We start from the raw sequence: 16790 nt of genomic DNA, 5'->3' as shown, positions 1-16790 counted from the left end.
GACCTCATGTTTCTTTGAATTAAGCTTCAAATTGTCAATTAAATACAGCATCATAATTTATAGCTCATGTCATTAATCCACGAATATAAATATTGTCATTTTCTAGTAATACATGTGCATTATAAATTGATTCTCTAGTTGCTGCTCCTCTTCCTGCAGGTTCATTAGTTGCTGCTCCTAAAACAAATTTATTTGTTGGTATTTTTTCATAGAAATCATTTTGTGCACTTTTTTTTGTAGTTAAATATTTTGTTACTAAGTAATAAAATTCTCCTCTATATTCAACATCATCATTTGAAATGTATGATGTATTTATTCCTAAATAGTCTTTTTCTTCTTGATCAACAAATGGACCAAATGCTCAACCATTATAGTATTGAGGATTGATAAAATCATATATACCTTCAAGTCCTTTTAAGAAAGGAATATAACTTCCTTGTGAACCAGCTTCGGTATTATATTTTAAGTATGGCAATTCTGGAGCCATAGTAATTAAAAATTCTTTCCCCTTAGAGTTTTGTATTTCTTTTGCTTTTTTTAATGCTGAGATTGTAGTTTGTTGACTTTGTCTATCTCCAAGTACTCCACCTTCTCAATCAATATCTATTCCATCAAAATTATATTCATCCATATATTTAACAAATGTAGCAGTTAATTGATCAACTTGATCTGATTTAAATCTCATTTCTCCACCAGTTGCTCCACCCATTGATAAAATTACTTTTTTACCAGCGTTTTGTAATTTTTTTATTGCGTCTATAATTCTGCTTTTACTTTGTGGACTAAATGGATCAAATGTTGGCATTGCATATGGTTCTCATGTATATAAAAATGAAACATCTATTACATTATATGCACTATTTAATAATTCTGAACTTTCTAAAAGTTTAACAGGATCATTATGTTGATTTGCTCCTCCTCATTCATATCAGTAACCAACTAATAATGCTTCGTTTGAAGGTTTTGGTTTTTCAGCATTATCTTTTAAATAAAATTTTACTTCTACTTGTGATTGATTATAATGTTTTGAATTAGAAATTGTTTTAATTATAGCTGATGATGATGTAATATTTTTTACTTCAACTTCATCAACATGTAAATCTTTATTCTTATTCTTTAATTCTTCTAAAATTGTAATTGTTTTTGCATCTTTTAACTCACCTAATTCAGAAGTTTTAATATGCTCTGATAAATTTATTATATTTTCAGGTTGTTCTGTATTTTCCTTTTTAACAGTATATGCAATATTAACAGAACCCTTATAATTAGCACTATTTTCAACAGCACTAATTGTTGCTGAACTATCATTTTTATTAGATAAAACTAATTCTCCTAAATTTAAATTCTCTGCATTATTTTTTTCTACTAATGTATTTAAAATTACTAAATCTGAGTTTTCACTAATTTCTCCTAAGTTTGTTTCTTTAATAATTGTACTTAGTTCCTTTTGTTGTTGATTTTTATATGAAGTGTAAAAAGTTATTTCTACTGACCCATTATAATTATAAGAATTTTCTAAAGCTTTAACATTTGCTGAATATTGACTATATTCTTTACCTTCTTCATTTTTTTGTGTTGATTTTTGACTAATGCTATTAATATCAATTTGATTTATATCTAATTGAGGATTTGATCTATAAATTAAATCCTTAACTTGTTGACTAGTAGGTTCTTGTTCCTTGTTTAAATTAATTGCCAAATTCTTATCATAATCTTTTGTAGTAATTACTTGATTTAATTCTTTTTTTTCACTAGGAATGACAACTCCTGAAACACTATATGAAAGTCATACTTGATCTTTATATTTTGTTGTTCCCGATTTTGGAATTAAAATAGAATTATATTGATTTGTTTCTTTTAAAGTTAAACTTTCAATATCTAAATTTGGATTTTTTGCCTTTAATGCATTTAAAATGCTAGTTTCATTTGTATTTTCTATATTTCCCAATCAAGTAGTTTTGACTTCACTATAAAGTGATTTAGAATTTTCATTTGATTCTCCTTGAGTATCACCTTTTAAAGTGAAACTTACATATGATTCATCTTTATATTTTTTTGAATTCTCAACTGCACCTATTGTTGCACCTCATTGATTTAATTCTTTAACTTTTAATTCATTTTTATCTAAATTATTATTTTTAGTTAATACTGCATTAATAATATTTTCTTCAGTTTTTCTATCATCTTCACCTTTATTAATTTCTCCTAATCAACTATTTGTAATTACTGAATAAAGTGATTTTGCAGATGAGTCTCCAGTTTCATTAATAACATTATAAGATACTGTTATTTGTCCTTTATACATTGATGAAGAACTTTTTGCCGCTATTGTTGCACCTCAAGTGTTAATATCTTTAACTTCAAGTTCTTTTTTATCTAAAAGCGGATTTAATCCAACTAATTCTTCTAATATTTCATTTGAATTGTTACTAGTAATTGTTCCTAATCAAGTATTGTTAACAACTTCTCACAAATATTGAGAATCTTTTCTTACATTTCCAAAATCAAAATTAACAATTGCTTGTCCATTATAATTAACTGCTCTATTTTTTGGTACAAAAGTAGCTGTTCCTTCAAATAAATCAACATTTGTTAATGACAACTTGTCTACATCAATTTTTGTGTTTTTTTCTTTAAGAGCATTTTTTAAAATGTTTTCATTAACATTATTTACCCTACCCAAATCTTTGTTTTTTATAATTTCATCAATATTTTTAGAAGAACCATCTCCTAAATTGCTACAACTAGCAACTGCTGATGAAGCAGAAGCTGTAAATGCAATTGATGATAAAAATGATAATAGTTTTTTCATAATTATTTTTCCCCTTATATTATTAAATTATATAATAAAAATTAAATAATACAAAAAAAGCAATAAAAATTATTTTATAAAGGAAAAACTATTGATTTACAGTTTTTATTTATTTTAAAAAAGGTTCTTAAGAACCTTAAAATAAACTAACAACATTTGGCATTTGTGAAACTTTATTTTCCGCATTTGCTTTATTTGAAACAGTATTGTCAACTTTAAAAGTAGAATTACCTATTTTTAATTCAACTTTATCATTTCTATTTATAGTTAAAGCTCCAAATACAGTTGTTGAAATTGCTCCAATAAAGTTTGTAAATAATTCTGAAGCACCTTTCATGATTGAACCTATACCACTTAAAAAAGCACCACTTACTGCTTTTCCTCCTACTACTTTTTTTGACTGTTCTATAGTTAATTTTTCCATATAAAAACCTCCTGATATTTATATCGTTATAAATATCTAAAAATTTTATTATTTATAAAAAAATTTAGTTAATTCATTTTTTTTAATATTATATTTTTTTGAAATAGTTTTTATTGCATCTTTTTTACTTACATTTTCTTTTATTAAATTCTCTACTTCTATTAGTATTTTTTCCATATCAATTTTTGATTCCTGATTTAAATCATAGTTTGAATCAATAACTATACAAAATTCTCCTTTAAGAGTTAATTGATTATCATTTATATAATCACAAATTTCAGATATTGAACCTCTTAGAAACTCTTCATTTATTTTAGTTAATTCTCTTGCAATTACTACTTTTGTATTTTTATTTAACATTAAAGATAATTGATTTATAGTTGATTGAATTCTGTGAACAGATTCATAAAAACTTATAATAACTTCATTATTTTTATGTTTGTTAAGAATTTCGTCAAACTCTTTTTCAATGTTTTTTTTATCTAAAAATCCTAAAAATAAGTTTTTTCTAGAAATAAAACCACTTGAAGCAATTGCGTGAATATATGCAGGTCCACAATTAACTGAAGTAATATTGACTTGAATATCACTTTGCAAAACTTTACTTACAACTATTGCTCCTGGATCACTTATACAAGGAATACCAGCATCACTTATAATAATTATATTTTTGTATTTATTAATATCTTCAATAAAACTCTCACTAATTGAATGTTCATTGAATTTATGTAGGGATTTAAGTTTTTTATTTATTTTTAGTTTTTCAAATAATTTAAAACTTACTCTAGTATCTTCACAATAAATAACATCTGCTTTTTGAAAAGTATCTATAACTCTTTTTGAAATATCATCTAAATTACCAATTGGAGTTCCAACTAGATAAATTGTTGGTAAGTTATTTTTAAATGTACTTTGAACTTTTATCATAGTTTTCTCCTTATATAAAAAAACCTAATATCTTTATTAGGTCAAATTATTTAATTTCTTTAATTGTTATTTTGTAAGGTTCTTTAAGTTCTCTAACTTCAACTGAATCTCCAACAACTTTACCCATCATAGCTTTTGCTAATGGTGACTCGTTTGAAATTTTATTTTCAAATGGATCTGCTTCAATAGCTCCAACAATTTTTACTTTCATTTCATTTTTAGTTTTTTGATTTGCAAAAATTACTTGACTTCCAATTTTAACTTCTTTATTTTTTGAGTTAGTGTCTTCAATAAGTTTTGCTTTAGAAAGCATAGCTTCTACTTCTTTAATTCTTGCTTCTACTTCTGCTTGTCTATTTCTTGCTGCATCATAATCTGCATTTTCTGATAAATCTCCTTGAGCACGCGCTTCCACCAATTCTTCAATAACTTGTGGACGAACATTATTAATTAAATGTGCTAATTCATCTTTTAATTCCTGTAGACCTTCTGCAGTTAAAATAATATCTTTATCTGTCATATTAATCCCCTTTTATTTAACTAAAATATTATACATTTTTTTATTCTAAAAATAAGCAATATATTGTTATTTTTTACTTTCTATTTTCCTTTTTATTTCTTGAATAGCAAATACTATATGATCTTGTTTAACTATTTTTTTCATATCATCATAATTTAAATTATAAAAGTCCATTCTTGAAGGATAAAGTTGATTTATTTTTTGAATCATTTTTTCTCCTACTCCTTTTATTTGTGATAAATCATCTTTTGAGAAAGATTTTGTATGTTTTTTTCTGAAACTAGATATTGCATAGTTATGAACTCTATTTTGAATTAACTCTAAAAACTTAAAAACTTCAAATGTTTTTTCCAGATATAGTTCTTGTTCATCAAAGTTTAAAATATACTCTGTTTTGTGTTTATCATTTTTTACAAGTCCAATTACTGGAATATTCAAATCTAAAAGCTCCAATTGGGATTTAGCAGCATGTACTTGAATTTTGCCTCCATCCATTATTATCAAATCTGGTAAATTTGCACTATTTGAAAGATCTTTTTGATATCTTCTATAAATCATATTTTGCATTCTTTGAAAATCACCTTTTTCATTAATTATTATATTGTATTTTCTAAAATCATTGAAACTTGGTTGACCACCTTTAAAAACAACCATAGCACCTGTTACAAACTCATCTAAAATATTTGCAACATCAAACATTTCTATATGATAAGGGTATTTAGGTAATTTTAAAGTTTTTTGAACTGTATCTAAAAGTTCTTCTTTACTAATTGATTTTTGTTTTTTATAAAGTTCTTCTTGTCTTATGTATTCTTTTGCATTATTTTCTGCCAATTCCAAAATTTTTAAACTCGAATCATCTAAAGCATAAGTTATTTTATTTTGAAATAACAATTTTAAACTACTACTATTTAGAGATTCTGGAATAACAATATAGTCAGGGAGCATGTTTTTTGAATATATTTGCATAATAAAATTTTCAAAGAGTGAATTTATATCTTCTATTTCATTTTTAATTATTATTTGATCTTTTAATATTAACTTTCCACTTCTATAAAATAAAACTATAAAACAAATATACTCTTGTGTTTGATAATAATTAAATACATCTCTGTTCAAATTATCATTAAAATCAACAAATTGTTCAACAATTGAAAAATTCAAATGAGATATAATATTTTTAATTCTTTGTGCTTCTTCAAATTGTAAATTATTAGAAGCAATAAACATTTTTTCTTCCAACTTATTCTTAAAATCATCGTTTGTTCTATTAAAAAAATTCTTTACGTTATTGATTTGATTTTGATAGTATTGTTGATCAATTTCTTTAAAACAAGCACCTGAACACTGATCAATATGAAAATGAATACAAGGTTTATTTAAATTACCTTTACATCTTCTTAAAGGATAAATTCTCTCTAAGGTTTTCAAAATATTTCTAGCACTAGTTCCATCAGGAAGCGGTCCAAAAGATATCTGATTTTTATTATCATAATTTCTTGTATAAACATATACTGGATCTTTTTCTTTTGTGATTGCAATGTAAGGATATTTTTTATCATCATTTAATACAATGTTATATCTTGGTCTATATTTTTTTATTAAATTTTGTTCAAGAATTAATGATTCTTTTTCATTCTCTGTAACTATTGTTTCAATATCACATATATCTCTTACTAATTTAGTAGTTTTGTAATTGTGAGCTTTATTAAAATAACTTGAAACTCTCTTTTTGAGATTTTTTGCTTTACCAACATAGATTATTTTGTTGTCTTTATTTTTATACAAATAGCAACCAGGTTTTTCTGGTAAATTTTTCACTATGTTTTCCATAAAATCTCTCCTTTTTATTATTATATAGTGTAAAAAAAATCAACAGTTATTTTGTTGATTTTTAATACATATCTTCATTTTTAATATAAACTTCTCGTGGTTTTGAACCATTTTGTGGTCCAATAATTCCACTTTCTTCAAGTTCATCAATTATTCTTGCAGCACGATTATAACCTATATTAAATTTTCTTTGAATTAAACTTGTTGAAGCTTTTTGAGTTCTAATTACATAATCTTTAATTTCATCAAACATTGAATCTTTTCCTGCTCCCAAATTAACTGAATATGTTTGCTCTTCTTCTTTTATAAAGTCCGTTTCAAAAATTTGTTGTTGTTGACTTGAACAGTGTTGTACTAATCTTTCAATTTCTTCATCACTAATATATGCACCTTGTGCTCTTACAAGTGAAGTACTTCCTGGAATTGTATATAGCAAGTCACCTTTACCAATTAATTTTTCAGCTCCATTTGAATCAAGAATAGTTCTTGAGTCAATTGATGAGGCAACTGAAAATGCTATTCTTACAGGAATATTTGATTTAATAACTCCTGTAATAACATCTGTTGAAGGTCTTTGAGTTGCAACAATTAAATGAATACCTGCAGCACGAGATAATTGTGTAAGTCTCATAATTGAATCTTCAACATCTTTTTTATTTGAAGTCATCATTAAGTCAGCTAATTCATCAATAATAATTACAAAGTAAGGTAATTTATTTGCAGCAGAGCTTTGTTTTGCATTAAACCCTGCTATGTTTTTTACACCATGAGTTGTAAATAATGCATATCTTCTTTCCATTTCATTTATTACTTTTTTAAGAGCACTATTTGCAATATTCATATCGCTTATAACTGGTGCTAATAAATGTGGTATTGTAGAATATACTGACATTTCAACTTTTTTAGGATCAATCATTAAGAATTTAACTTCATGAGGTTTTGCTCTCATTAAAATAGATGAAATAATTCCATTTATCATAACTGATTTACCACTTCCAGTTGAACCAGCAACAAGTAAATGTGGCATTTTATCTAATTCTCCAAATAATAATTCTCCTGTAACAGTTTTTCCAATTGCAAATAGTAGTTTATTTGACATTTTAACAATTGGTGTATTTTCAATAACACCTCTCATAGGTACCATCTCTGGTTTTTCATTTGGTACTTCAATTCCAACTGCAGCTTTACCTTGAATTGGAGCTTCAATTCTAACATTTTGACTTGCAAGTGCTAATTTTAAGTCATTTTCAAGAGACGTAATACTGTTAACTTTTGTTCCTGGCTCTGGTTGAATTTCAAATTTGATAACACTTGGACCGATATTCATATGTTTTACAGCAGCTTTTACACCAAATTGTTTAAATGTCTCATTAATTCTTTCAGCCTTTTCTTTTGCAATCATTCTTGTTTCTTCTTGATCCTTAGAATTTGTAATACTTTCTTTAAGAATATCAATTGAAGGTAATTGATAAGAATTATTTACATATTGTTTTTTCTCAACTGCTTTATTTTTATTGACTTCAATTGTTTGATTATAATTATTTCTTGATTGATATCCATTTGAAGAATATAAAATATTTCTTGCAAGATTTTCTTGCATTGGTGAAGTATAAGTTCCATAGTCCTCAACTTGTCTTTTTGCTTCTTCTTTTTCTTTTTGAGTTTCATTAATAAAATGATCTAAAGTAATTTGACCATTTAAATTATCATTTATCTTTTCTTTTTTATTTCTTGTTCTTAAAAGCTCTTGAGTTTTACCATTTGCTCCAAATGGTGTTATATTAGTTTCTTTTGCCAATTCTTCTCGTGCTTGTTCTGTTGAAACTTGACCATATTTTGACTCCATTGGCATAGGAATATTGTATTCATAGTCTTTTTCTCTTCTTGGCATATAAGTTGGTTCTTCTTTTACCAATGATTGTGCTCGATTTTTAGCTTCTTCTCTTCGCTTATCCAAATCAAAATCTACAACCCTATTCATACCTTGATTTGGTTGTTGAACAAATTCTTCTGGATAATTTCTATTTAAATTATATCTTTCCAAATCAATATTTGCAAAGTCATCATTGTAAAAATCATTGTCTACTTCTTGATAAATATTTTTTTCTTTATATCTATTAAAGCTCGGCAATTCTATAGTTATATCTGATTCTTTTACAGATGCTAGAATTTGTCTTTCATCAAAAGTAACATCATCTTCAACATTTATAATATTGAAAATACCTCTAGCTGTTTTTTCTCTTTTAGGTTTTGAATAATTATGGTCTCTAATGTTAATTTTATTATTCTTTAAAGATAAAATTCTCAATCTTTTTCCAACTCTTTTTGATTTTGGTTTAAAGAAGAAAAATGCATCTCCTGTAAAAATTCAAATCATATCTAAAGTGAAGAAAAATAGTGAAATAATTAGTCCAAAATAAATTGAAGTATATGCTCCAATACCTGAAAGAATTGTTCCAATTAATCCCCCACCAGCTCAAAAAGTAAAGTATGTATTTGGTTTAGCCAATCAAATAGTTCCATTGTCTTCTCCTCACAAAGAGTTATTCTTTCAATTTGAAACATATGAACCTATAGAATCTTTTAATATTGTCTTTGATCAAATATTTTCAACTTTAAATTGTTCTGTTTGCACATGATATGCAACTATAAATAAAATTGATGAAATTATTCAACACAAAACAATTCACGTTAGAAAAATCATTGCAATAAATCTCTTTTTTGGTTTAAATTTAATTCCAAAATAGATTGCAAAATCAATTAGAAAGAATAGAGCATATAAGAAATACTTAAATCATCCAAAAGGCAAATTAAAAATTACATCATCTATAAATTGACCAATTATGGTAATTCTGCCCAATGATATTAGGTTTATAAAAAATAATAATAAAGCTCCAACTATTCAAGCTACTGAGTCTACTTTTCTTTGCTTTTTTTGAATAGTAAAAGCTATTGTGCGGTCATTATCATTTTGATTATTTTGCCCATTGAAATTATTCATGATTTCACCTTATATTTGTTTGCCCTTACCTTATAATTTTAATATATTTTAATGACTTTTTAAATCAATAATAAAATTCATAGTTATTAAAGACTATGAGTTTTTTATTTTATTAGATTTTGGTTCAAAAAATGATCCATCAAGTTCATTAATTATAACTAAAACAATAGGTTGTTTTCCTGTTTCTTGTTTTAAAGTAGTTCTAATTCTAGAAACAATTTCTTTTTTAATAACATTTAAATCATATGCATTTGGATTTGAAGTTGCTTCATTTTTGTATTTCTCTAAGATATCAATAATTTGTTTTTGCATTAATTTAAAGATTGCATTTTCTTCTGTTATATAAATAACTCCACGCATTTGAATATCAATTAATGATATTAATTCTTTGGTTTTATTATTAACATTAGCACCAATTATAACAGCTCCATCTGTTGCCAATTGTTTTCTTTCATTTAAAACAACCGCACCAATATCGCCAACTCCAATTCCATCTACATAAACATCTGCTGTTTTGATTGAATCAGATGCGATTACTAATTTACCTTCTTTAGATATTTTTAAAATTTGCCCATTATTAATTAATTGAATATTTCTTTTGTCTACTCCTGCTTCAATAGCTGCTCTTTCTGCATTTAAAAAATCTTTATATAAACCTTTAATAGGAATAAATGATTTTGGTTTCATTATTCTTGTCATTAATTTAATATCTTCATAACTTGCTCTCATCGATCAAATATTTTTATCACTCAATGATACTAACTTAGCATTTGTTCTTGCCAATTCATCTAAAATTTCTGCATGTCTTTTTTCAACTCCAGCTGCTGGAGGAGTTGCTAAAATAATTGTATCATTTTCTGTAAACTCAACTTTATCATCATTTCCAGCTGCAATTTTAGCAAGTCTTGTATATAAAAGATCTCCTGCTCCTGTTAAAAGCAAAATTCCATCTTCTGATTTCATAAACTCTTCAATACTTATAATATCTTTTGAAGAAATTTGTAAACTCTCTTGAATTACTTTTGATTCAACTACTTTTGTAATTGTTTTTCCATAAACAGCAATTTTTCTTTCATTTGCTTTTGCTTGTTTTATTATTTCAAATAGTTTAAATACGTCTTCTTCAAACATACCTAAAATTAGACGTCTTTTTTTATCTTTCATTGGTGCTGAAATAAATTTATCAATTCTGTGATTTGGAACAGTATAGCCAATTCTTGAAGCATACTCTGCATCACTTATAAAAGCTAAAACTCCTTTTTGAGATATTTGATTTAAATGATTCATATCTGTTGAAAAATATGATTGCTCATTTCCATCAATAATGTAATCTCCTGCATAAACTATAACTCCATCTTCTGTATGAATTGCAAATCCAAAAGATTCTGGAAATGCTGCAGTTGTTCTAAACGCTTCAATTTTTACATCCCCAAATGAAACTATATCTTTGTCATTAATAATTTTAAAATTATTTTCTCTATTTTTAATTCTATATTTCATATTTCTATACTTCAAAATTGTTGTTGTAAGTTCATTACAATAAACTGGAACATCTATTTCTCTTAAAATATAACTAATTGCTCCTGAGTTATTTGAACTTGGATTTGAAAGAAAAATCCCTTTAATTTTCTTTGAATTTGCTTTTAAATACTCAAAATTTGGAATAATTACATCTATTCCTAAAACACTTCTCTCTGGAAATTTAATTCCTGCATCAAATATATATAAGTTATCATTAACGCTGATAACAAAAATATTTTTTCCTCTCTCATCTTGACCACCTAAGGCCATAAATTTTATATCTGCCATATTATTCTCCATTTCTTTATTTCTTATTATTTGTTTGTTTAGTTCTTTTTAAATAAACGTCAATCAGAATTAAATACTCTCTAATTATAAGTTATTTAAAGTTAAAGTAAAGTTTTTGAATAAAAAAATATTGTTTTATTTTTAAATAAAAGAATAAAATATTTACGAGAAAGGATGTCATAGTATGTTTATTTCAGTAGAAGATTACGCACTAAATAAGGATAAATACTTTACACTAGATGTAAGAACTCGCACAGAGTTTAAAACACTTCCTCATTTTAGTTGAGCAATAAATATTCATATAGATCAATTTTTAGATAATTTTAAAAAATATCTTGATGAGTATAATCCAACTAATAAGCCTATTGTAACTGTCTGCAATGCTGGAAATAGAAGTGGTCAGGTTGCCAATTTTTTAAGTCAATTAGGTTACAATGCAAAAACGCTTCAAGGTGGTATATATAATTACAATAAAAAAATAAGATAAAAATATCTTATTTTTTTATTTCCTCTCTTAATCTTTTAATAAAAAGTTTAATAGAAAATTCTTTTGATGTTAAAGTTAATTCCTTTTCTATTAATTGGGCTTTTATTTTTAATTTTCTTAAATTATCAATATTTACTAATTGATTAGATAAAACAATTATTTTTTCTTCTTTAATTTCATCAATATTTTCTATAGTACCAATTTCTTTTAGAATTTTATTATAAATGGTTGAAGCTTTTTCAACAGCATCAATTCCAAACTTTGTCTTTTTATTTTTAACAAATTTTGTTATTGAAAAATAAGCAAATAAAGATATAAAACAAATTGTAAAAGCTATAGCTAATAAAATATATATAATTAGATTCATTTTATTCTATACTTTCTTTATCTTTTATAAAGATATCTCTTAATATTTTTATTTTGCTTACAGAGTTATCATCTGCTACTACTTTTATATTAATTTTTGAAGGTTTTATTTCAATTTCTTCCTCATCAATTGGATACTCAACAGTATCAATTATCATTATTTCATTTGATTGTTTTTCAAATTTAAATTTCAATACGTGTTTATTATTCAAAATTAAAGGTGCATTTAGAGTTCTAAATTTATTTGTACTTACTGGAACTAATTCTTGCATTTGATAAATTTGACTATCTTTTGAAAGAATAACAGCTCCCCCTGTTGATTTCATATATCCACTACTTCCATTTGAAGTTGAAACAACTATTCCTGTTCCATGAAATCTTTCTAAAAACTCATCGTTTATATAAATTTCTATATATAAAGGATTTTTCTCATTTAATATTTTAATTTCATTAGTAGCTATTAATTTTTTTGATTTAGTTTTGATTTCTAATAATTCAAAATAATTTAATTTATATTTTTTACTTTCAATTAATTTAACTGTATTGTCAATATTTTCTACTCTGTTTTTATTTGTATAAAAACCAATTCCCCCTGATTTAAAAGGAACAAATTCAATATCATTTATTTTATCTTTATAAATTGAAACAGCTTTTAAAAAAGTTCCATCTCCTCCGAATATAAAAACATAATTAGGATTTAATTCACTATATTTTCAGCCCTTTTTTTCAAGTTTTTCTCTTAAACTAGAAACTACCTCTTCTGTGGCTTTATAATCATTTTTAATTATGCTAAAAGAAAACACTAATTTCACCTCTAAACTACAATTAATTTTACTTATTTTTAAAAGAAAAATATATAAAGATTGTATAATATTAATTGTAAATCAAGGAGCAAAAAATATGAATAAAAAAAGAATGTTATCTGGAATAACAACAACTGGACAAATGACATTAGGAAATTATATTGGAGCAATGAGAAACTTTGTTGCTCTTCAAGATGAATTTGAAATGTATGTTTTTGTTGCAAATCTACATGGAATAACATCACCAATCGAAAAAGAAACTTTAAGACAAAATATAAAAAATATGGTAACTTTGTACTTTGCTTGTGGAATGGATCCTGAAAAATCAACAGTTTTTGTTCAAAGTGAGGTTTTAGAACATACACAACTTGCATGAATACTTACTTGTAATACTACAATTGGAGAATTGCAAAGAATGACCCAATTTAAAGATAAATCAACTAAAGTAAAATCAGAAAATGGAACTGAATATATTCCAACAGGTTTATTAACTTATCCTGTTTTAATGGCAGCAGATATTTTACTTTATGATCCTGCATTTGTACCTGTTGGAAAAGATCAAAAGCAACATATTGAATTGGCAAGAAATATAGCAGAAAGAATGAACAATAAATTTGGAGAAATGTTTACAATTCCAGGAGACTATACTCCTAAAGTTGGTTCAAAAATAATGGATTTACAAGATCCAACAAAAAAAATGTCAAAATCAGCTGCAAATCCAAAAAGTTTCATTGCACTGTTAGATGATATAAATGAAGTTAGAAAGAAAATTAAATCAGCAGTAACTGATTCAGAAAATTTAATTAAATATGATCCAGAAAATAAACCTGGTGTAAGTAACTTATTGACAATATACTCTGCTTTAAAAGATGTCTCGATTGAAGAAACTGAATCATTTTTTGAAGGAAAAGACTATGGTTTCTTAAAAGAAGAAGTTTCAAATGTTGTAGTTGAATTATTGGAAAAAATTCAAAAACGTTTTAAAGAACTAAGTAATTCAGATTTAGTGGATACTTGATTAGAACAAGGTGCTGAAAAAGCTAAAAAAATAGCTAGAAAAAAACTTACAAAAGTTCAAAATTTAACTGGAATTAACTACAAAAGAAAATAATCAAAGAAAAAATATAGCAACAACAAATACTATTTATTAATTAAGTATATTACATAAATAAAAATACAGGCTTTAAAACCTGTATTTTTATGACATTATTTGGTTAAATTTTACAAAATTGGAATTGTATATTTATACTATTTGATAAAATAAAACTCAAGAAAAAAAGTTAAAAATAAAAATGAGATTTCTTTATGTATGTTAAAACCTTTACACTTATAAACCCAAGATTGATCTTGAATCAAAATAGTAACACACTATCATAGCCTGTATAAGGTTTTTGTATTAGTTTTTAAATCATTAAAACAACTTTATCTTTTAAATAGAAAAAGTTTACAATAAAGTTTTTAATAAAATTAATTAGTTATCATATCAAGATTTGTAGAATAAAAGTTAATTGCTTTTTTATATTTTAACAATAATTTTTTAGAATTTTTGTTTAGAATAATTTCAGTTAATATTTTAAAAGATAAAGAGTAATTTTTTAAATTTTGAAGTGGCAATAGCATAGAAATATTTTAAAACTAAATTTGAAAGAAATATTAATAGTGCTTTTTCAAAATTTTTTTGTGCTTCTATATATTTTCCCATAACTCTATATGAACTTCCTAAACCAATAAAACATTCTAATTGATCTTTCTTTTTAAGTTCTACTCCTTGTAATGCTTTTAAATAAAAAATAACTGCTTTACTTTCTTCACCTAAAAGATCATAACTTCAAGCCATTTGATAATTTATATATGCACTATTGTCACTTTCTATAATATTTTTTAAATATAAATTAGAATCAATATATTCTTTTTTTGTTCTTAATTTTAAAGCCTTTTTTAAAATTTTTTTAGTTTGTTTTTTCATTATTTCATTACCTTTTTATTTAATATTAAACTAATAGAATATAAATATTTATTAAGTTTAAATAAAAAAATAAGTCAAAATAAATTTTACTTATTTTTTTAAATACTATTTAGAAATCTTATTTAAACAGCACTTCATTGTGCAGCTTTTATTTTTTTAACAATTTTTGTACAATCATCTTTATGTCTTAATTCTCTACATCCAGGGTGAATTGCAATTAAATTTACAGGTTCTAAACTAAAATGCTTTAAATCAATGAATTCACAAATTCATGCTAGATCTCCTTGTTCAAAATTTTCTCTAATCATAAAAAATTTACAAATAAAACACATTCTAAAGTCTTTTTCATCTTTGTTAATTAGAGTTGGAGAATTCTGTCAAGCTAATTTTAAATCATCTTTTGTAAATTCAATTTCATTGTTTTCTAAAATTTTTGCCATAATTTACCTCTTACAAATATAACAACATTTTATCACAAATAAAAAAATGAGCTTATAACTCATTTGTATTATTTTTTAGATTCTAAAGCTTTTTTAGATGAAGTTACAATTGCTTCAAATTGTTTTGGTTCATGAATTGCTAATTCAGATAACATTTTTCTGTTAATATCAATTCCTGCTATTTTTAAACCATTCATGAATTTTGAATAACTTAATCCTAATGGTCTAACAGCTGCGTTTATACGAATAATTCATAACTTTCTAAAATCACGTTTTTTAAGTTTACGTCCAACAAAAGCATAAGCCATAGAACGTACAACTTGTTCATGAGCCTTTTTATAGTTTGCTTTTTTTGTTCCATAGTAACCTTTTGCTCTTTTAATTCAACGTTTTCTTCTTGCTCTAGTTACTTTACCAAATTTTACTCTTGCCATATTGTTCTACCTCCTACTTTTAGTTTTGTAATAATCCTTTTAGACGTTTCATATCTCCAGCTGAGACGAAAGTTGCTTTTTTAAGATGTCTTTTTTGTTTTGTTGATTTATTTTGTGCTAAGTGAGATCTATAAGCTTTACCTCTTTTTAATTTACCTGCACCAGTTTTTTTAACTCTTTTTGCTAAAGAGCTTTTTGTCTTCATTTTTGGCATAAATTCTCTCCTCCTATAATTAACCCTTTTTTGGCACTACATACATATCTAAGAATCTTGTATTTAGTTTGGCTTCTTTTTCAATTTTTGCAACATCTTCTATTTTTGCAAAAAACTTATCTAGTGTTTCTTTTCCAAATTCTTGAAAAGTAATTTCTCTACCTTTAAATTTTAATGAAATTTTAACTCTATCTCCTGCTAATAAGAATTCTCTAGCTTTTCGAGCTTTTGTATCCATATCGTGTTCACCAATTCCAACAGTTAAACGAATTTCTTTGTTTTCAACTTTTACTTGATTTTTTTTATTTTCTTTTTGTTTACGTTTTTGTTCGTATTTATATTTTCCATAATCAAGTATTTTAGCTATAGCTGTTGAGTTATCTTGCATACCCACTTGAAATAGATCTAAACCTGCTTCTTCTGCTAACTTTAAAGCTTCAAACTTATTTAGTGGTCCGTTCTTTGTACCATCATCATTGATAATTAAAACTTGTTTTGCTCTAATTTCTCTATTAACAAAATCTGTTTTTATATTTCTATTGTCTGCCATTTGTCCTCCAAAATAAAAAGTGTGCCGTTAAAAGATTAGGAGCACACTTAAAATTTATTTATTGTATATACGAATAATAAATAAGTTTTACCGTTTCTTTAAAAATTACGGTGAGCTGTGCGCTTCTTTCTTTAAACCTTAATTATTATACTATAGTTTTTTGAAAAATACTAAGTTTTTTAAAAAATATTTATGAAATTTTTA

Annotated in this window: 16 protein-coding genes; 2 read left to right on the top strand and 14 right to left on the bottom strand. The window is 25.1% G+C overall.

Features of this window, described 5'->3' with window-relative positions:
- Nucleotides 1–19: 19 nt before the first annotated feature.
- From SFLOR_RS01485 to SFLOR_RS01455, 7 genes are all read right to left on the bottom strand, one after another.
- A complete protein-coding gene (locus tag SFLOR_RS01485; protein ID WP_100916327.1) occupies nt 20–2812 on the bottom strand; it encodes a glycoside hydrolase family 18 protein in 2793 nt (930 codons plus the stop codon).
- 136 nt (nt 2813–2948) lie between these two features.
- Nucleotides 2949–3236, bottom strand: a complete 288-nt coding sequence (locus tag SFLOR_RS01480) for a hypothetical protein (protein WP_100916326.1) — start codon at nt 3234–3236, stop codon at nt 2949–2951.
- Between the two features lie 48 nt (nt 3237–3284).
- A complete protein-coding gene (gene rsmI, locus SFLOR_RS01475; RefSeq protein WP_211282855.1) occupies nt 3285–4163 on the bottom strand; it encodes a 16S rRNA (cytidine(1402)-2'-O)-methyltransferase in 879 nt (292 codons plus the stop codon).
- 46 nt (nt 4164–4209) lie between these two features.
- The gene (gene greA / locus SFLOR_RS01470) at nt 4210–4683 is read right to left on the bottom strand and encodes a transcription elongation factor GreA (protein WP_100916325.1); all 474 of its coding nucleotides are present in this window, start codon (nt 4681–4683) and stop codon (nt 4210–4212) included.
- Nucleotides 4684–4749: 66 nt separating this feature from the next.
- Nucleotides 4750–6516, bottom strand: coding sequence for an excinuclease ABC subunit UvrC (gene uvrC, locus SFLOR_RS01465; RefSeq protein ID WP_157806920.1), 1767 nt, complete (start codon nt 6514–6516; stop codon nt 4750–4752).
- A gap of 61 nt (nt 6517–6577) precedes the next feature.
- Nucleotides 6578–9517, bottom strand: a complete 2940-nt coding sequence (locus SFLOR_RS01460) for a DNA translocase FtsK (RefSeq protein ID WP_100916323.1) — start codon at nt 9515–9517, stop codon at nt 6578–6580.
- A 93-nt stretch (nt 9518–9610) separates the two neighbouring features.
- Nucleotides 9611–11326 (bottom strand): ribonuclease J, encoded by a 1716-nt coding sequence (locus tag SFLOR_RS01455; RefSeq protein WP_100916322.1) that lies wholly within the window; start codon nt 11324–11326, stop codon nt 9611–9613.
- 184 nt (nt 11327–11510) lie between these two features.
- On the opposite strand from SFLOR_RS01455, the gene SFLOR_RS01450 reads away from it, so the two are divergent.
- Nucleotides 11511–11813, top strand: a complete 303-nt coding sequence (locus tag SFLOR_RS01450) for a rhodanese-like domain-containing protein (protein ID WP_100916321.1) — start codon at nt 11511–11513, stop codon at nt 11811–11813.
- A 7-nt stretch (nt 11814–11820) separates the two neighbouring features.
- Here SFLOR_RS01450 and SFLOR_RS01445 read toward each other — a convergent pair whose 3' ends face one another.
- Together SFLOR_RS01445 and SFLOR_RS01440 are read right to left on the bottom strand one after the other, a co-directional pair.
- Nucleotides 11821–12180, bottom strand: coding sequence for a hypothetical protein (locus tag SFLOR_RS01445; RefSeq protein WP_100916320.1), 360 nt, complete (start codon nt 12178–12180; stop codon nt 11821–11823).
- Between the two features lies 1 nt (nt 12181).
- The gene (locus SFLOR_RS01440; RefSeq protein WP_157806919.1) at nt 12182–12982 is read right to left on the bottom strand and encodes a diacylglycerol kinase catalytic domain-containing protein; all 801 of its coding nucleotides are present in this window, start codon (nt 12980–12982) and stop codon (nt 12182–12184) included.
- A 97-nt stretch (nt 12983–13079) separates the two neighbouring features.
- Here SFLOR_RS01440 and trpS point away from each other — a divergent pair, with 97 nt between their 5' ends.
- The gene (trpS, locus tag SFLOR_RS01435; protein ID WP_100916318.1) at nt 13080–14093 is read left to right on the top strand and encodes a tryptophan--tRNA ligase; all 1014 of its coding nucleotides are present in this window, start codon (nt 13080–13082) and stop codon (nt 14091–14093) included.
- Nucleotides 14094–14555: 462 nt separating this feature from the next.
- Here trpS and SFLOR_RS01430 read toward each other — a convergent pair whose 3' ends face one another.
- From SFLOR_RS01430 to infC, 5 genes are all read right to left on the bottom strand, one after another.
- Complete coding sequence (locus tag SFLOR_RS01430; RefSeq protein ID WP_100916317.1) at nt 14556–14948, bottom strand: hypothetical protein; 393 nt, start codon at nt 14946–14948, stop codon at nt 14556–14558.
- Between the two features lie 122 nt (nt 14949–15070).
- A complete protein-coding gene (locus SFLOR_RS01425) occupies nt 15071–15388 on the bottom strand; it encodes a hypothetical protein (protein WP_100916316.1) in 318 nt (105 codons plus the stop codon).
- A 68-nt stretch (nt 15389–15456) separates the two neighbouring features.
- Entirely contained in the window at nt 15457–15822 is a 366-nt protein-coding gene (gene rplT / locus SFLOR_RS01420) for a 50S ribosomal protein L20 (protein WP_100916315.1), read from the bottom strand.
- A 19-nt stretch (nt 15823–15841) separates the two neighbouring features.
- Nucleotides 15842–16036 carry a 50S ribosomal protein L35 gene (rpmI, locus tag SFLOR_RS01415; RefSeq protein WP_100916314.1) on the bottom strand — a complete coding sequence of 65 codons (195 nt, stop codon included), beginning with the start codon at nt 16034–16036 and terminating at the stop codon, nt 15842–15844.
- A gap of 19 nt (nt 16037–16055) precedes the next feature.
- Nucleotides 16056–16586, bottom strand: a complete 531-nt coding sequence (gene infC, locus SFLOR_RS01410; protein WP_100916313.1) for a translation initiation factor IF-3 — start codon at nt 16584–16586, stop codon at nt 16056–16058.
- Nucleotides 16587–16790 lie beyond the last annotated feature (204 nt).

Origin of the sequence: Spiroplasma floricola 23-6 (assembly GCF_002813555.1) — a bacterium.
In the GTDB taxonomy this organism is placed as follows: domain Bacteria; phylum Bacillota_I; class Bacilli_A; order Mycoplasmatales; family Mycoplasmataceae; genus Spiroplasma_A; species Spiroplasma_A floricola.
The sequence above is the reverse complement of the archived record's forward strand: the minus strand, read 5'-3'. Positions and strand labels throughout refer to the sequence as shown.